The organism is Cytobacillus sp. FSL R5-0569, assembly GCF_038007265.1.
In the GTDB taxonomy this organism is placed as follows: domain Bacteria; phylum Bacillota; class Bacilli; order Bacillales; family Cytobacillaceae; genus Cytobacillus; species Cytobacillus kochii.
The window spans coordinates 1359948-1378658 of the sequence record NZ_JBBOWW010000001.1 but is presented as its reverse complement, the minus strand read 5'-3'; the positions used below and the strand labels follow the sequence as shown (position 1 = coordinate 1378658).

Sequence of the window (18711 nt, the reverse complement as noted above, 5' to 3'; positions counted from 1 at the left end):
AAAAATGTATAAATAATTGATTTCTGAAAATTCATGTGATATGATAATGAAAATATTCTGTATAATTCCTTCGTTACCGAAACACTTTAATGCGTTACCCAGTTAAATAACATTTCAATTAACTTCGCTAGAAATCTTAACAATCTAGCAACCTCAAAAACATTACTAAACTAGGAGGTGAACGGCTTAAGGCATTGCCTCAAAAAGCCGAATACTATGACTCAACAATGGACCCCTTCCCAATTCAAAAATTTTAATAATCAAGAACACGATGCATGTGGGATTGTTTCTTCATTAGAAAAAGAAAAAATTCCAACACGTGAAAATATTTTCAGTTGTATAGATGCATTAGTAACAATGAACCACCGTGCAGGATTTATTAATGGAGAAGGAGATGGCGTCGGGATTCATATCGATATCCCCCGTACACTCTGGAAAGAAAAACTTAAAAATGCTCAAATCGATTCAACAGTTGTTGACACACCCAATTTTGTCGTCGGTCATCTCTTTTTCACTCGTAATGAACAAAGTGAAACCTTCAAAACAGAAGTACGCCAACTTCTTGATGATAAAGGGTTTTCTTTAATTTTCGAATCAGATGAAGTGACAGATTCTTCTGCACTTGGCCCAATAGCGATTCAAGAGAACCCTGTTTTTTGGCAAATTGCATGTATGGTTGATAAAAATGAAACAGATCTGAATCAAGCGATATTAGAAGTTATTGTAGAAGCAGAAAAAAATGAATTTATTCACGTAGCATCCCTTAGTCAGTATCATGCTGTATATAAAGTAATGGGAGCTGGCGATATTTTACCTAAATACTACCATGACCTAGCAAACCCATTGGTAGCTTCGACTATGACTCTTGGCCATAATCGTTATTCGACTAATACACTCTCAAGCTTTTTTCGTGTGCAACCATTTGCCGTCTTAGGGCATAATGGTGAAATTAATACGATTGCAAAATTACGCGACGAAGCTAGAATGATTAATGTACCACTCGTTAGAGGAGGTAGTGATTCCCAAGATTTAAGCAGAACCATTGAAACACTCATTTGTAGAGATGGCTATTCATTATTTGAAGCGATGGACGTACTCTTCCCTCCAATCATTAACGAAATCAAGTCATACCCTCCTCATTTGCAAGATTTATATACTTATATAAGGGAAGCATGGGGACATTTCGCTCAAGGGCCTGCTGGAATTATCTCAAGATTCGGAGACGAAGCAGTATATAGTGTAGACTCCCTTGGATTAAGACCCCTTTGGATGTTAGAGACTGAAAGTTCTTATTTATTCTCATCTGAACCAGGGATTATTTCATCGAGTGAATATGTAAATGAACCAAAGCCCTTATCTCCTGGTGAAAAAGTTGGCTTCAAATGGAACGGTAATAAACTAGAAAAATATGAACATGAAAACTATCAGGAAGAAACATTTAATCGCTTCTCTTCTCGTGTAAATGTTAAAGATTATAAAAATCGTTTAAGTGCGCCAGTTTTGAATAAAGTAACTACAATGGCTTTCCCTACAAAAATTCATAATGGTCAATATAAAGCGTTTGGTTGGGAAAGAGACCATGTGAACTTAGTAGAACAAATGGCAGAAAAAGGCGCGGAACCTATCCGTTCACTTGGCCATGATGCTCCATTAGCTGCTTTAAATGGTGAGAGAACAAATATCGCTGATTTTATTAAAGAAAGTGTCGCAGTTGTTACGAACCCTGCCATCGATAGAGATAGAGAAACAGAACATTTCTCTACTAGAACAATTATCGGTAAAAGACCGTCGCTCTTTAATAATGAAGAATCAATAGATGTACTTGAATTACAAACACCATTATTAATAGAAGGAAAATTAGGATACGAGTGTGTTAAGGAAATCAATCAGCCTAGCTATGATCAAGTAACTGAATATTATCAAGCACAAAAGAAAATTGCCTATCTTTCTATCACTTTTTCAAAAGATGAAACGATTAAAGAGGCAATTTCACGCTTATCAAAAGAAGCGATTGAATCAGTTAAAGCTGGTAAAACACTTATTGTCTTGAATGATGCTAGTGCTCATCAAGAAGATTCCTACTGGATGGATCCACACTTAGTCGTATCTGCCATTGATCAAGCATTAGTAAAAGAAACAATAAGAAGAGACTGTTCTTTACTTTTACGTTCCGCTTCTATCAGGTCATTACATGATATTATTACAGCTTACGGTTTAGGTGCTGATTTAATTAGCCCATATTATATGTTTGTAACTGTTGCTAACGAAGAAATAACTCCTCTTGTTAACTTATATTCAGCTTTAACAAAAGGGTTGGAAAAGGTAATCTCTACAATCGGTATTCATGAACTAAGAGGATATGGTCGCTTATTCTCAACTATTGGCTTAAACGAAGAAATCGCTGAATATTTAAATATCATCAATTTCTTTGGTTCAGGTGAGCTTAAATACAATTTTGGTCACATGAAAGAAGATGCTTTATTAAGAGCTGAAGACTTTATTAACGAGAAAAACAGAATCGGGAAAACCTTCCATCTATTCCCGAGAATTTGGAAAGCAATTGGTGAAGTTGCATCCACAGGTGAATATGATGCTTACCGTGAAAAGATAAGCGAACAAGAAGCTCAGAACCCAACAACCATCCGTCACCTAACTGATTTTAAACAATCAGAAACCAAAATTTCACCAGAGGATGTTAATATTTCTGTTGGAGATCATAACTTACCATTCGTTATTTCTTCTATGTCATTTGGTTCTCAAAATGAAATTGCTTTTAGAGCCTATGCAGAAGGTGCAGAAAGACTAAATATGATTAGTTTAAATGGCGAAGGCGGAGAAATAAAAGATATGCTCGGGAAATACCCTCGTACAAGAGGTCAGCAAGTTGCCTCAGGACGATTTGGAGTAAACGCTGAGCTTCTTAACTCTTCTAACCTCCTTGAGATTAAAATCGGCCAAGGAGCAAAACCAGGTGAAGGTGGACATCTACCAGGCTCTAAAGTAACAGCTAAAATAGCTGAAGCTAGAAATGCAACAATTGGATCTGATTTAATTTCACCTTCAAATAATCATGATATTTATTCTATTGAAGATTTAGCACAAATGATTCATGAATTAAAAACAGCGAACGATAAGGCGAAAGTGTCAGTTAAAGTTCCTGTTGTGCCTAATATTGGAACAATTGCTGTAGGGATCGCTAAAGCTGGTGCGGATATTATCACTTTAAGTGGGTTTGATGGCGGTACAGGTGCAGCTAGAATCCACGCGCTCCAACATGTTGGATTACCAGTTGAAATTGGTGTTAAAGCGGCACACAACGCCTTACTAGAAGCTGGATTAAGAGATTATGTTGAGCTATGGGCAGACGGCGGCTTAAAAAGTGTTAGTGATGTTTTAAAAGTGATGTTACTTGGTGCAAATAGAGTCGGGTTTGGTACTTTATCAATGTTAGCCATTGGTTGTACAACTTGCCGTGGGTGTCATCTAGATACTTGTCATGTTGGAATTGCTACGCAAATTGATTCAGAGGCACAAGCAAAAGAACATGGGTTAAGAAGATTCGTTCCTCGTCAATTTGAATCTGCTGTCCAAGGTTTAGTTAACTTATTTTCTGCTTTCGGTAAAGAACTGCAAGCACTTGCGGGTAGCATCGGTATTCGCAATTTACAAGATGCCATTGGACGTACAGATTTACTTGAACAAATAAAAGGAAAAGAACAATTGAATTTAGACTACTTACTTCGTACATTAGAGATTTCACAGCTCACCAATAATGAACAACCTAAAGAAGTGAGTGAGGCACAATTACAAGTAGCTGTTGGTGCTGAATATCTAGACAAGAGTGTAGAAGAATTACACCAATCGCGTACCTTCTCTAATGTTACTTCAGAGCAAAGGGTGCTTGGTAGTCGTGTATCTTGTCACCGTGTAAGAGGACGCTTAGATGGATCATATAAAACCCTTCCTCCAGTTGACCTCAAATATAATGATGGGTCTATCCCTGGTAACGGATTAGGAGCCTATAACAGTTTCGGCATAAACATCGAAGTAGCAGGCGGTGCACAAGATGGTATTGGTAAAACTTCCTTCGGTGGTCAAATCTTAATTTTTAAATCGAAAGGTAAGAATGGACAGTATTATAATGGATCTGTTGGAAAAGGTTTTGGCTATGGTGCACAAGTGGGACTTCTCGTTGCCCAAGGAAACGCTGATGCAAGAGCTGGTATTCGTCTATCTGGAGCTGATATGATTATCGGTGGACAACTAACAAGTGCAATTCCAGAGAAGGAATTTGGGAAAATCGGTACAAATGCGAATATTAAGGGATTTGCGTTTGAATATATGACAAACGGTCGCGGCCTTGTATTAGGTGATCCGGGCCCATGGATTTGTGCAGGGATGACAGGTGGCGTCGTCTACTTAAGACATCAACCTGAAATGGGATTAACAAAAGCGGCAATTGAAAGAAGAATAGCTAAAGGTGCAAAAGTAAACGTAACCGAGCTTGACCAAAATGGACTAGATGATGTAAAAGAACTATTAGAAAAATATATCAATCTATTGATGGATCAAAACCAAGAAGAAGAAGCAATTGGTTTAAAAGCTCTTTTATCAGATTTAAGTAGTCACTTTTTGCAAGTTGTTCCAGTTAAAGAACAAGCCGATCCTTCTGTTTCAACTGAGTGATATAACATACATTTCTTTTGCTAAGAAATACTAATTTGATTTTGTTTTTCTGCTAAACTTGAGACACGAGGAATTCTAATGATGAATTTCTCGTGTTTCTTTATGAATTTATGTGACTCATTTCACTGGGAGTGCGGAAACAGATTCGGGCTTCAACATTATCGGTTATCCGTTTGTCTTTAAATGCCAATCTGAAGTTAATTGATATTTCGCCTCATTTCTAGCTAATTATTCTCTCTTGCTGGATTTTGATGCGATTCTCTGCTAGTCCAAACAAATTTCTCCCTCTTGCTTGCCTTTTGATGTATTTCTATTTTTTCATTTAGAATTAATCAACTTTAATTTTTTATTAATTTTAACGACTTTTCATATTTGTCTATTGAACTTATACTAATATCCATGTATAGTACATAATTGTTTAATAAAGAAAAAAAACGTATAAAGTAAGAGTGGGTGTTTATCATGACAGCCATACTAATGATTGAGCAGAAAGGATTATTTAAATATGAAGCTTGGCGCCCGCATTCTGAAAACGGGGATCGCAATCATACTATCTTTATTTTTAGCAGAACTTTTTCAACTCCCATCTCCTGTTTTTGCAGGGATTGCAGCTATTTTTGCACTGCAACCAACGATTTATCGTTCTTATTTATCTGTACTTGAACAAATTCAAGGAAATATAATCGGAGCAGTAATCGCGGTATTATTTGTACTATTATTTGGTCATGAAATTCTCATTATCGGTTTAGCAGCAATAGTGGTTATTACGATTAATTTAAAATTAAAACTTGATAACACTATTGGTTTATCACTCGTTACAATGGTAGCGATTATGGTCACACCAGGAGATACCTTTACTGAGTTTGCCATTCTTAGGTTCTCGACAGTTATCCTCGGGATATTTTCTGCATTTATTGTTAATCTGGTGTTTATTCCACCGAAATATGAGAAGAAGTTATATGTAAAGATTTCTAATCTAACCGAAGAAATTACAAAGTGGATTCGCTTAAATATAAGGCATGCCTCTGAACATCATTTATTAAAGAATGATATACGGACCATGCAAGAAGGATTAACAAAGATTGATACGCTTTTTTCTTTATATAAAGAAGAACGTAATTACTTTAAAAAGAAGAACCATTCCAAACCGAGAAAATTAGTCATTTACCGGCAAATGAATGCCGCGAATAAAAAAGCTCTAGATACTTTAACAAAGATGCATCGCTTTGAGAATGATTTAGCAGAAATGCCGGAAGATTTTCAACACCTTATCCAGCAACAATTGGATATTATTACTCATTATCATGAACATGCGGTATTAAAATTTATTGGGAAAGTTCGACCGGAAGTCGTTTTTGAAGAAGGCGATATTACTTTAAGCAGAAAGGAACTTTTCACGCTCTTTTTAGAACAACAACATCTCATTTCAGATGATGGGCAGGTAGAATTAGCTCATACTATGCATATTGTATCTGCAATGATGGATTATAATGAACAAGTGGAACGATTGAATTGCCTTATTAGTAGCTTTCAAAAGTTCCATAAAGAAGACTCTTCTTTAACATTAGATGAAGCCGTTGACGAACAATAATCAATAAGAGGCTACCGGATATAAAATCTCCGATAGCCTCTTTTCCTCTAAATTTTTCTAATTCTTCATCCTCGGATCTAAGGCATCTCTTAATCCATCCCCCATTAAGTTAAAGCCGAGAACTGTTAACATAATGGCTATGCCAGGGAATATCATTGTCCACGGTGCTTGGATAAGTAACACTCTTGCATCTGAAAGCATTTTACCCCATTCCGGATTCGGTGCCTCTGCTCCTAAACCTAAGAACCCTAGAGCTGCTGCTTCAATAATAGCCGTACCAATTGCCAGAGTTCCTTGAACGATAATAGGTGCCATACTATTGGGAAGTACATGCCTAAATAGAATTCGATTATTTTTCATCCCAACTGCCTTCGCGGCTACAATATACTCCTCTTGTTTAACACTTAAAACTTTTGAACGAATTAACCTCCCAAAATTAGGAATATTAATAACAGCTATCGCAATTAATGCATTCTGCAGTGATGGTCCTAAGACGGCCACAATAGCAATTGCCAAAAGAATACTTGGGAAAGCAAGCATTATATCAAAAATCCTAGAGATAATCGTATCGATCCATCTCCCGTAATACCCCGCAATAATCCCTAATAAAGAACCCACAACAGCCGAACCCATTACCGCTAAGAAACCAACCCATAACGATATTCTCGCCCCAAAAATCACTCGCGAAAAAATATCTCTCCCAAAATCATCAGTTCCAAACCAATGTTCCGCTGATGGGGCTTGAAGCCTATTTGCCATATTCTGCTCATTAATGCCCTGTGGCGCAATGAATGGTGCAAAAATCGCTAACAGTATAAAAAATACAACAATCCCTGTACCGACTAAGGCAATTTTGTTTTTCATGAAGCTTTGTAACGCCTCCACCCAAGGCGATTGTACTTTATCTTCATTATTTTTTGGCTGAATAGGTGGTTTATTATTTACTGACACTTCCACGTCTATTCCTCCCTTAACGATAATTAATTCGCGGATCGATTGCAGCGTACAATAAGTCTATGAATAAATTAATCATGACAAATATAAATGCAATCACTAATATTCCAGATTGAATGACAGGATAATCTCTCGCACTAATCGCATCGTAAATATATCTGCCCATACCCGGCCAACTAAATATCGTTTCGGTAAGAATCGCACCACCTAACAATAATCCTGTTTGCAAACCTATCACAGTAAGAACAGGAATCACTGCGTTTTTTAATGAATGCTTGTACACAACCCAAAACATTCTTATTCCTTTAGCTCTTGCTGTTCTAATATAGTCAGATTTCATTACCTCTAACATTGAAGATCTCGTTATTCTAGCAATGATGGCCATTGGAATTGTAGCTAAAGCAAACGCTGGCAATATTAAATGACGTAACACATCAACAAATTGATCAAACCTACCTTGAATCAATGTATCTATTAAATATATATTTGTTATAGATGTAACAGGGTTCCTTACCTCTTCCCTTCCAGATGTCGGTAACCAATCAAGCTGAATAGAGAAGAACCATTGTTCCATCAAACCTAACCAAAAAATAGGTATAGAAACACCGATCAGTGCTAAAATCATCGCTATGTAATCAAACCAAGAATGCTGAAACCATGCACTTATGATACCAGCATTAACCCCTATAAAAATGGCAATTAACATTGCGCAAAAGGATAACTCTAAAGTTGCTGCTAAGTATGGCCAAATTTCCTGATTTATCGCTGTATTGGTTTTGATTGATTCTCCCAAATCACCAGTCAATAAATCTCCCAAATATGTAAAGTACTGAATATACCACGGTTGATCTAACCCGAGCTGTTGCGTTAAGGCCTCTATCGCCTCTTCCGTAGCTAATTGCCCTAATATGATTTGAGCTGGATCACCGGGAATTGCACGAATCATTAGAAAAACAATCAGTGATAAACCTAATAGAACGGGTATTAATGCAATTAACCGCCTAACTGTGTAAGTAAACATCTTCTCACCTCTATTACTACATTATTATCAGATGAATAGAAAAGGGAGTGTGCCACTCCCTTTTTCTATCTCTATTGATTTATTGACTGACCTCCACATGTGAAAGCAAATCAGACCCTGTCGGATGTGGTAGGAAATTCTTAATATTAGATTTCCCAGCTAAAATAGGACGTGAATGTACAAGCGGAATCCATGGTGCATCTTCTTTTATAATTACTTGTGCTTGTTTGTATAACTCATCTCTTTTCGCTTGATCAGTAGTTGCTTGCGCTTCTAATAATAAATCATGTACTTCACTGTTTTTGTAGTAAGTGTAGTTATTTGAACCGATGGCATCTTCATCTAATAATACATACAAGAAGTTATCTGCATCACCATTATCACCTGTCCATCCAAGTAAGAATGAATCAGCTTCTCCATTATTAGCTTTTTCTAAATATGTTCCCCATTCATATGAAACAATCTTAGCTTTAACGCCAATTTCAGCAAAATCAGCTTGTAGGGCTTCAGCTATTTTTTGGCCGTCCGGCATATATGGTCTTGGAACTGGCATTGCCCATAATTCCATCTCAAATCCGTCTTCATATCCAGCTTCCTTAAGTAATTCTTTTGCTTTTTCTGGATCGTATGGATAGTCTTCAATTTCATCATTATAACCAGAGATTACCGGTGGCATTGGATTTACAGCTGGGTCCGCTGCGCCAGCATAGAATGCATCGATGATTTCTTCTTTATTCACCGCATGGTTAAGTGCTTGACGGACTAACTTTTCTTGTAAAGGACCTCTCGTATTCGTTAATCCAACATAAGCAACATTCATTGTCGGTCTCTCAAATGTTTGTAGGTCTGGATTATCTTCAATTTGTTGGACGTCGCTGAAATTCACACCATCAATTAAATCAACTTCTCCTGAAGCTAAAGCGTTTAGTCTTGCAGAGTTCTCAGGAATAGATCTGAAAATGACTGAGTCTAATTTTGGTAAACCTTCATCCCAATACTCTTCATTTTTTACGATTGTGATTCTGTCATTTCTTTTCCATTCTTGAAATTTAAATGGACCCGTTCCAACTGGGTTTTCAAGGAATTTATCACCATGCTCTTCAATGGCTGTTGGACTGGCGATACCAAATGGTGACATCGCTAAGTTTTTATAGAACGGTGCAATTGCTGTATTTAACTTGACTTCAACCGTATAATCATCAACTGCTGTTACACTATCAACCTTATCTCCAAATTGAGAATTGTAATAATAGAATTGTTCTTTATTCCCTGCCATCCAACGTTCGAAGTTGAATACGACAGCTTCCGCATTAAAATCTGTTCCATCATGGAACTTAACTCCTTCACGTAGTTTAAGTGTCTGAGTCAACCCATCTTCACTTGTTTCCCAATCTGTTGCTAGACCAGGATGAAGCTCCGTATCTTGCTCACCAAATTCAACAAGCGTTTCAAAAATATTTTTCGTTACTTTAAAAGCTTCACCTTCAGTTGTAATTGCTGGGTCAAGAGAAGTTGAATCTCCTCCTCGACCAAAGACAAGTGTTCCTCCAGTGCTCCCTTCATCTGCTTCTCCGCCTTCATCTCCATTATCACCTGACGCAGAACTATTACATCCAGCAAAAATAAGGGTACTAACCATTAATACAATAAGTAGCCAAAAACTTTTCTTTTTCTTCATTCTTCATTCTCTCCCTTCTAATTTGCAATCTCTTTCTCATATAAATGGCAAGCCACCATATGTCCATCTTCTATTTCCTGCAAAAGTGGTCGTTCTTGCTTACAAATCTCCATACATTTTGAACATCTCGTATGGAAAGCACAACCGTTTGGTGGATCAGCAGGGTTAGGGATATCTCCAGATAGCACTCCCTGAGTAACAGCTATTTCTGGATCAGGAATCGGAACGGAACTTAGAAGTGCTTCTGTATATGGATGAAGTGGCTTATCATACAATTGTTTAGCGGTTGTTAACTCAACCATTCTTCCTAAATACATAACTCCTACACGGTCGCTAATATGTTTGATCACCCCTAGGTCATGGGCGATAAATATATAGGTCAGACCGAATTCTTTTTGTAAATCTTCTAATAAATTCAATACTTGTGCCTGTATGGATACATCTAGAGCAGACACAGGTTCATCAGCAATAATTAATTTGGGTCTGGTCATTAATGCGCGCGCAATTCCAATCCGTTGTCTTTGCCCCCCACTAAATTGATGGGGATAGCGTTTAGCATGGTAACCACTTAATCCAACAACTTCAAGCATTTCTCTTACCTGCTTCTTCCGTGTAGCTTTATCTCCAATCCCATGAACAATTAAAGGTTCTTCTAATATTTGTTCGACTGAGTGACGTGGATTGAGTGAAGCAAATGGATCTTGAAAGACCATTTGCATGTCTTTTCTCAATTTTCTCATCTCATAATCTGATAATTTCGTAATTTCTTTACCGTTAAATGAAATTTTCCCTTCGGTTGGCTCAATTAATCTCATCAACATCCGTCCAGTTGTTGACTTCCCACAACCCGATTCACCAACGATTCCTAATGTTTCTCCTTCATTAACAAAAAAACTAATATCATCTACTGCTTTTACATCCGCAACTTTGCGATTAAAAACGCCAGCAGTAATCGGAAAATATTTTTTTAGATTTTCTACTTCTAATATTGCTTTACTCATGAGACTTCCCTCCTCTTCTCATGTAGAAAGCATCTTACCGTATGCTCTTCACCATCTTCCATAAACAATACAGGGTCTTCCATTACGCAGCGTTCATGAGCAAATTCACATCTTTCAGCAAAACGGCAACCTTTTGTAATTGAGCCTGGTTTCGGTACATTGCCTGGAATAGAATATAATCTGGAATGCTCTCCCCTAATATCTGGAACCGACTTTAATAACCCCTGTGTATAAGGATGCTTTGGGTTTTTAAATAAATCTCCTACCTTTGCTTCTTCTACCACTTGTCCTGCGTACATTACAATGACACGCTCACACATTTGCGCCACTACGCCAAGGTCATGTGTAATCATCATAATAGAAGTTTGCAAAGTTTTATTTAGCTCTTTCATCAGACCAAGAATTTGCGATTGAATGGTTACATCCAAAGCAGTTGTTGGTTCATCAGCTATTAGTACTTCGGGATTACAGGACAGTGCCATGGCTATCATTACCCGCTGTCTCATTCCACCAGACAACTGATGCGGATACTCTTTCATTATCGCCTCTGCCCTTGGTAAGCCTACTAGTTTTAGCATTTTAAGTGCGATTTCATTTGCTTCTTTTTTTGTCTTTTTCATATGTATTTTGATGCCTTCTGTCATTTGTTCCCCTATTTTAAAAAGCGGATTGAGGCTAGTCATTGGCTCTTGAAAGATCATAGCAATTTCATTACCACGAATTTCTCTCATTCTCTTTTCATTAGCCCCTACTATATTCTCACCGTTAAGTAGTATTTCCCCGCCAATTATTTTCCCAGGTGGTTGCGGCACAAGCTTCATAATAGACAATGATGTTACGCTTTTACCACAACCTGATTCACCAACAATCCCTATTACCTCTCCTTTATGAATAGTAAAACTTACCTGATCGACGGCGGTTACTTCTCCGTCTTTAGTTACAAACGAAGTTTCTAGATTTCTTACCTCTAATACTGGAGATTGCGTCACTATGTCACCCCTTTATCAGTTTCTTCTACATTCTCCCTCCGTTTTTTAATATTTTATAAAATATGTAAGAATAAGTCTATTGTTTTTTCAGAAATATTTAAATATAATTATAATTCTTTAAAATTACGCTAGTTTATTATTTTTTTATAATATAATTCCGAATTTTCCAATTATTAATATAATAAAATAGCAATTTATATATTTTATAGAGTCGGGAGTCACAAGCCTTATCTGCATTTACATTCGAGTGTATCTTAGGAACTACCTGTTTTCAGATACTAACTCAAGCCAACAGAAACTAAAAAATCACATACATGTCTAAATTCTAAAAAGAATTTTACATGAATGTGATTTCGATAGCGTTACCATCTAATTACGATTCGAGTTGTTGTACTTGGAAAAGCTTATAATAATGACCCTGTCTCTCCATTAATTCCTCATGTGAGCCCGTCTCCACAATTTCACCATATTCAACAACAACAATGCGATCGGCATGTGTGATTGTAGATAATCTATGAGCGACGATAAACGTCGTTCGATCCGTTGCCAAATCATTTAATGCCTCTTGAATAAGATGTTCGCTTTCTAAGTCTAATGCTGAGGTCGCCTCATCTAATATAAGAATTGGAGGGTTTTTCAAGAAAATACGTGCAATAGCAATTCGTTGTTTTTGCCCACCGGAAAGCTTTACTCCTCGTTCTCCCACTTTCGTTTCATACCCTTCAGGCAAATCCATTATAAATCCATGTGCATTAGCTGCCTTAGCTGCTCTAATGACCTCTTCATCACTAGCATCAGGCTTTCCGAGTAATATATTTGCTTTTACTGATTCACTAAACAAAATATTATCTTGTAGTACCATACCAATATGATCTCGTAAACTTCTTACTTGGAAAGAACGAATATCTTCACCATCAAGTAATATTCGCCCACCTGAAACATCATAAAAGCGGGGAATTAAACTAACTAGTGAAGATTTCCCTCCACCACTCATTCCAACAAGTGCAATGGTTTCCCCTTGTTTCACATCTAAATTAATATCACGAAGAACAGCACCATCTTCATTATTATATTTAAAATGAACATCTTTGAACTCAATATGGCCAGCTACATTTCTACAAGGGATAGCATTTTCTTTATCATCAATATCATATTTTTCATCAACTAATTCAAACACACGGTCCATTGAAGCGATAGCTTGTGTCAATGTTGTCGATGAATTGACTAGCCTTCTAAGTGGATTATATAAACGGTCAATATAAGCTACAAATGCCATCATAACACCTAAAGTGATTTGTCCTTGTATTACTTGATATCCAGCAAAGGCAATTACTAGGAGTGGAGCAATATCAGTAATTGTATTCACGACTGCAAATGCTTTCGCATTCCACTTTGTATGATCAATAGCCTTTGATAAAAAGTTACTGTTATGCTTCGTGAAATTTCTTTGTTCATAATCTTCTGTGGCAAAACTTTTAATAACGGCCATTCCTTGAACTCTTTCGTGTAAATAACCTTGAACCTCAGCTAAAGCTTGTGATCGATCTCTTGTTAACCTTCGTAAATTTCCAAAGAAATACTTTACACTTAATGCATAAAACGGCATTAAAATAAGCGATACAATCGTCAATTTAACATCCATCGTAAACATAATTGCAACAGCTATAATAATGGTGGCCATATCCAGCCATAAATTCATCAGTCCTGTAACAACAAAATTCTTTGTTTGCTCTACATCATTTATGATTCTAGATATCACTTCACCTGATCGATTATTCGCATAAAATTTAAAGCTTAATTTCTGAATATGAGTAAAAAGTTTATCTCTAATATCAAATAAAATCTTGCTCGCTACCCATTGTGCGAAATATTGTCGATAATATTCTACTGGTGGCCTTACAATTATAAAAATAATCAACATCATACCCATGATCGTTAAAAGTTGTGTCATTTTTTCAGGTTGTGTAAGCGCATCATTTCCGACTATATCATCGATTACATATTTAATTAACAGCGGGATTAACAATGGTATTGCAAATTTCACAATACCAATTAGTATTGTTAAGAAAATCTGTAGGCGATACGGCTTAACAAAATGCATATATCTTTTAATTATGTTCAATTTTAGCCTGTCACCCTTTTTGTTCATTTATCTTTTAATCTATCCAGATTGTCATGATTCATTTCTTCTTCAAGCCTTCTAGATATTCATTATGTAAAGATAATACCATTTATTTTTCATGCCAAATAAAAACCTGTTGTTTATCATATCAACAGGCGCAAATAAAACATTTTATCTTCGGTAAGTTAAGTATCTTTCATACCAACCATCCACAAAATCCGGTGCAAAAGGACCTTTTCGTTGTCTGATTAAGAATATCAACTTGTCCACATTTGCCCACAAGATTTTATCAATCGGTGTGGGGTAACGCATTTCTTGCCGATGACGCTCATATTCATCTTCATCCAATAAATTAAACGTCATATCCGGAAAAACTTTAATATCTAAATCGTAATCAATATACTTAACCGCCTCTCCATCGTAAATAAAAGGAGAGCTTAAATTACAATAATAGTACACGCCATCTTCTCTCAGCATTCCGATAATATTAAACCAATATTGTGAGTGAAAATAACAGATTGCCGGTTCTCTCGTAATCCAAGTTCGACCATCTGATTCAGTAACCATTGTACGATCGTTTGCTCCAATAATTAAGTTTTGCGTACCTTTAAGGATTGTTGACTCTTCCCAGACGCGATGGATGTGCCCATTATGTTTATAACTATGAATTTGTACCGGTTCACCTTCTATGGGTACCGCCATTCTTTTCCCCTACTTTCCTTTCTGGAAGCTTTGGAACCTTTTATTAAAAAGGACATCCTCTCAAACTTATTACCTTCTATAATGCTTCCGATAAGTTGATTGATGATTAAAGGTAACAAAGTGCAGATCCTATTTTCTATTTATTATAACGTTAAAAAATGAATTTTAAAACAAAGACAGCTTAATTGTCGGTAGATTCAGCAGTAATTAGGTATGTAATGCTCATCCTATTGTATCATTCTTGCCTTTAACATATGTTTACTAAACGATAATCTTTGCATTTTTAATATTTTGTTTGCGAAACAATTTCACAACTTCATTCGTTTGCTGTTCGAATACAGCCACTATTTCATCTAATTCATCATTCATTTTTTGGATCTCACTGTGAATATCGCTTACAGCTGTTCTAGAGCGTAAACGAGAAAGTTCATTTTGAAGTTCATGACATCTCTCCACTTCACTTTGCAAATAAAGTAAATGATCCATTGTTTTCATTTGTTCTTCAACCAATGCTTGAAATTCATTCATAAAAATACACCAGCCTTTAAAGTCTTTTCTAAACTATTCTATCTTTTTTGTATCGATTCCTTTGCAGATTATTGTTGATGAGATAGAACTTTTGTCGAAATAAAAGAAGACTAAATATAAAAAAGCACCCCTTTTGAAAAAAAGGAGCGCCTTTTAATGAAGAACTATTGTTGATTTTGGTTGTTTTGGTTTTTCGCTTTTTGCTTATTAGCTTCAGCTTGTTGATTTTGTTGTCTTACTTCTTGAGCGTTTGTTTCACTCGCAAATTCTTGATTATATTGTTGTTGGTTTTGTTGTTGTTGATTTTGCTTTTTAGCCATCCTAATCACCTCCACGCTCATTAATTTAACCAGAGCGAGAGGAATTATCCATTTTTTTCGAAGTAATTATATTCCGAATATTACATCAAACCAATAATGAGATGCCACCATCCACTATTATCGTTTGTCCACGAATCATGCTAGCATCATCAGATACTAAAAACATGACCGAGTTGACCATATCATCAATAGAGACCATTCTACCTGCTGGCGTTTTTTCACTTGCTTCAGCTAATAACTCTTCTCTATTCGGAAAATGTTTTAATGCCTCTGTATCCACTGCTCCACCTGATACGGCATTTACACATATATTTTTCGGTGCTAATTCAACAGCTAAATATCTTGTTAAAGCCTCAACAGCAGCTTTAGAAACACCGACTACAGTATAATTTTCCAAGTAGCGAATAGAACCTAGTGAGCTAATGCTGACAATCTTTCCACCGCCATTTTTCTCCATTAACTTAGCTGCTTCTTTCGCACAAAATAACAACGCTTTACTATTAATATTCATTGTCCAATTCCAATGAGTTTCCTCTAGTTCCATGATAGGTCTTTGTACGCCTGATGCAGCATTACTAATGAAAACATCTAAACGGCCAAACGTTTCATCTATTTGCGCAAACATTGATTTTATTTTTTCATTATCGCCGACATTTGCTTTAATTGTTAATACTTTTCTTCCTAATGATTCGATCTCCCGAGCGACTTCTTCCGCTTGTGAACGACTACGAGCATAGTTTAAAACAATATCATAACCCTCTTGTGCAAGTCTCAATGCAGTAGCTCTGCCAATGCCTCTGCTACTTCCTGTAATTAGTGCAACTTTTCCTTCATTCATCTAAAAACTTGCTCCTTTCAATGTTCAATTCTTCCATCGTACCCATTTTATCTTGTTGTGTTATGATTGACAATCTCATTCATCCATTATCCCCTTATACTGCATGTACTGCTTGAACATTTTTTGATGGGAGACGGGAAATGGATATTTTTTTATGTCTTCTAAGGATACTAACTTTACATTTTCTGTTTCGGTTACTGAATGAATTTCCCCTTCATACAAATTGATATGCCATGTAAGATGCGTGAACACATGATCGATTTGACCAATACGCTGTTTAATTTTCAAATGCGTATCGTATGACTTAGATAATTGATTTTGGAGTTGCTGTTTATCTGAATCGATTTGAAGATGAATTTCTTCATTAGGAAACTCCCATAAATTAGCTAATAATCCTTTATTTGGCCTTTTGCGGATTAATAACTGCCCCTTACTATTAGAGAGAATGGCGGAAGCAATCTGAACATGCTTTTTTTTCACCTTTTTAGTTTTTACAGGTAATTCCGCTTGCTTACCTTCATAAAAAGCATGACAATGATCCCTCACTGGGCATAATAAGCAAGATGGGGAAGTTGGCGTACATATAAGCGCACCTAACTCCATTAAAGCTTGATTAAAATACGATGGGTTGTCATGAGAAATTAACTCTCTTACCGCTGCTTCAAATATTTTTCTCGCTGAAGCTTTAGCGATATCATCCTCGATCATGAGAATACGTGAAAGAACACGCATCACGTTGCCATCAACTGCAGGTTCTGGCTCGCCATAGGCAATACTTAATATCGCACCAGCAGTGTAAGGGCCAACACCTTTTAATGCAGAAATATCCTTAATATTGTTAGGTACTACTCCGTCATACTGTTCCTGTACTTCTCTGACTGCAGATTGTAAATTTCTTGCCCTAGAATAATAACCAAGACCTTCCCAAAGTTTCAGCACCTTTTCTTCTTCCGCTTCTGCAAGATCTTTCACTGTAGGAAACGCCTCCATAAAACGTAAAAAGTACGGGATAACGGTGTCGACTCTTGTTTGTTGGAGCATGATTTCAGACACCCATACTTTATATGGATCTTTATCCTTTCTCCATGGTAGGTCTCTCTGCTCTTTTTCAAACCAAGATAATAAATCCTGTTGAAATGCATAAATATCTATAGGATTATCTTTTAGTTGAGAATTGTTCATTTTTTTTAACCTCCATGATTTGAAACTATGTTAATTAGGGAATATACTAAATAAAATATTAAAAACAAAAAGGAGGAATTCCTCTTTTGGATACCGGAACTCACGTAGTCATGGGACTGGCGCTCGGAGGACTTGCAACACTTGACCCCGTTGTTGCCAATAGTTCAATAACAGCAGCAAGTGTAATGGTCGGTACAATAATTGGATCACAAATACCAGATATCGATACCATATTAAAATTAAAAAATAACGCTTCATATATAAGAAATCATCGGGGTGTTACTCATAGCATTCCAGCGGTGATACTATGGCCATTACTAATAACAGGTGTTATTTATTTATTTTTTCCGGAAACAAATCTTTTTCACCTTTGGTTATGGACCTTTATAGCTGTATTTTTACATGTATTTGTCGATATTTTTAATGCTTATGGCACACAAGCTTTAAGGCCATTTTCATCGAGATGGGTAGCATTAGGTATGATCAATACATTTGATCCGTTTATTTTTGCCATGCACGTCTTTGGCTTGTTTCTGTGGATATTCGGAATGGACCCAGGATATACATTCCTAGTTATTTATTGTATTTTATTTATTTATTATATTTTACGTTATTTTGCAAAGAAATCCGTTGAAGCGAAAGTTCAAAAGCTCATCCCTGACGCAACAGAAATCATTATATCACCAACTATGAAATACAACCAATGGAGAATTGCTATAAAAAATAAAGATAGCTTTTTTGTTGGACGCGCCCTTAGAGGTCAAGTTCGTATTGTTGATCAGTTTAAGCGTGTACCTATACCAAAAACACCGATTTTTAACGCAGCAACGAAAGATAAGAATATCTCTGCCTTTCTTTCCTTTTCTCCAGTATATAGATGGGAAATTGAGACAATCGAAAACATTGTAGAAATTAGATTTATCGATTTAAGATATCGTAGCAATGAATATTATCCATTTGTTGCTGTTGCCCATTTAGACAAGGATTTAACGATCATCAACTCATATACGGGCTGGATATTTAGTGAGGAGAAATTGAAGAAGAAATTAGATATTATTACAAATTAAACAGTAAATGTGCAAACACAACAAATAAGCTC

At 36.3% G+C, this 18711-nt stretch carries 14 protein-coding genes; 3 read left to right on the top strand and 11 right to left on the bottom strand.

Going from position 1 to position 18711, the window contains the following annotated elements; genetic code table 11:
• Window positions 1–216 precede the first annotated feature (216 nt).
• Both MKX78_RS07130 and MKX78_RS07125 read left to right on the top strand, forming a co-directional pair.
• The gene (locus tag MKX78_RS07130) at window positions 217–4686 is read left to right on the top strand and encodes a glutamate synthase-related protein (protein WP_328198529.1); all 4470 of its coding nucleotides are present in this window, start codon (window positions 217–219) and stop codon (window positions 4684–4686) included.
• A 505-nt stretch (window positions 4687–5191) separates the two neighbouring features.
• A complete protein-coding gene (locus tag MKX78_RS07125) occupies window positions 5192–6277 on the top strand; it encodes an FUSC family protein (protein ID WP_307317977.1) in 1086 nt (361 codons plus the stop codon).
• A 57-nt stretch (window positions 6278–6334) separates the two neighbouring features.
• Here MKX78_RS07125 and nikC read toward each other — a convergent pair whose 3' ends face one another.
• The 11 genes from nikC to mutY all read right to left on the bottom strand — a co-directional run bounded on the left by nikC (window position 6335) and on the right by mutY (window position 17612).
• Window positions 6335–7228: a nickel transporter permease gene (gene nikC / locus MKX78_RS07120; protein ID WP_233435343.1), complete on the bottom strand. Its 894-nt coding sequence runs from the start codon at window positions 7226–7228 to the stop codon at window positions 6335–6337.
• A 19-nt stretch (window positions 7229–7247) separates the two neighbouring features.
• Entirely contained in the window at window positions 7248–8252 is a 1005-nt protein-coding gene (locus MKX78_RS07115; protein WP_095369997.1) for an ABC transporter permease, read from the bottom strand.
• 79 nt (window positions 8253–8331) lie between these two features.
• Entirely contained in the window at window positions 8332–9930 is a 1599-nt protein-coding gene (locus MKX78_RS07110; protein WP_307317981.1) for an ABC transporter substrate-binding protein, read from the bottom strand.
• A 17-nt stretch (window positions 9931–9947) separates the two neighbouring features.
• A complete protein-coding gene (locus tag MKX78_RS07105; RefSeq protein ID WP_095369999.1) occupies window positions 9948–10931 on the bottom strand; it encodes an ABC transporter ATP-binding protein in 984 nt (327 codons plus the stop codon).
• On the bottom strand, window positions 10928–11920 hold the full coding sequence (locus MKX78_RS07100; protein ID WP_307317983.1) for an ABC transporter ATP-binding protein: 993 nt from the start codon (window positions 11918–11920) through the stop codon (window positions 10928–10930). Before MKX78_RS07100 ends, MKX78_RS07105 begins: the two co-directional genes overlap by 4 nt.
• A gap of 373 nt (window positions 11921–12293) precedes the next feature.
• Window positions 12294–14042, bottom strand: a complete 1749-nt coding sequence (locus tag MKX78_RS07095) for an ABC transporter ATP-binding protein (protein WP_095370001.1) — start codon at window positions 14040–14042, stop codon at window positions 12294–12296.
• Between the two features lie 171 nt (window positions 14043–14213).
• Window positions 14214–14744 (bottom strand): nucleoside tri-diphosphate phosphatase, encoded by a 531-nt coding sequence (gene ntdP / locus MKX78_RS07090; RefSeq protein ID WP_095370002.1) that lies wholly within the window; start codon window positions 14742–14744, stop codon window positions 14214–14216.
• 261 nt (window positions 14745–15005) lie between these two features.
• Complete coding sequence (locus MKX78_RS07085) at window positions 15006–15272, bottom strand: YgaB family protein (protein ID WP_307317986.1); 267 nt, start codon at window positions 15270–15272, stop codon at window positions 15006–15008.
• Between the two features lie 164 nt (window positions 15273–15436).
• On the bottom strand, window positions 15437–15592 hold the full coding sequence (locus MKX78_RS07080; protein WP_224935696.1) for a gamma-type small acid-soluble spore protein: 156 nt from the start codon (window positions 15590–15592) through the stop codon (window positions 15437–15439).
• Between the two features lie 85 nt (window positions 15593–15677).
• On the bottom strand, window positions 15678–16430 hold the full coding sequence (fabL, locus tag MKX78_RS07075) for an enoyl-[acyl-carrier-protein] reductase FabL (RefSeq protein ID WP_095370005.1): 753 nt from the start codon (window positions 16428–16430) through the stop codon (window positions 15678–15680).
• A 75-nt stretch (window positions 16431–16505) separates the two neighbouring features.
• Window positions 16506–17612: an A/G-specific adenine glycosylase gene (mutY, locus tag MKX78_RS07070; protein WP_307317989.1), complete on the bottom strand. Its 1107-nt coding sequence runs from the start codon at window positions 17610–17612 to the stop codon at window positions 16506–16508.
• Between the two features lie 86 nt (window positions 17613–17698).
• Between mutY and MKX78_RS07065 the strand changes: the two genes are divergently transcribed.
• On the top strand, window positions 17699–18679 hold the full coding sequence (locus MKX78_RS07065) for a metal-dependent hydrolase (RefSeq protein ID WP_095370006.1): 981 nt from the start codon (window positions 17699–17701) through the stop codon (window positions 18677–18679).
• Window positions 18680–18711: the final 32 nt, after the last annotated feature.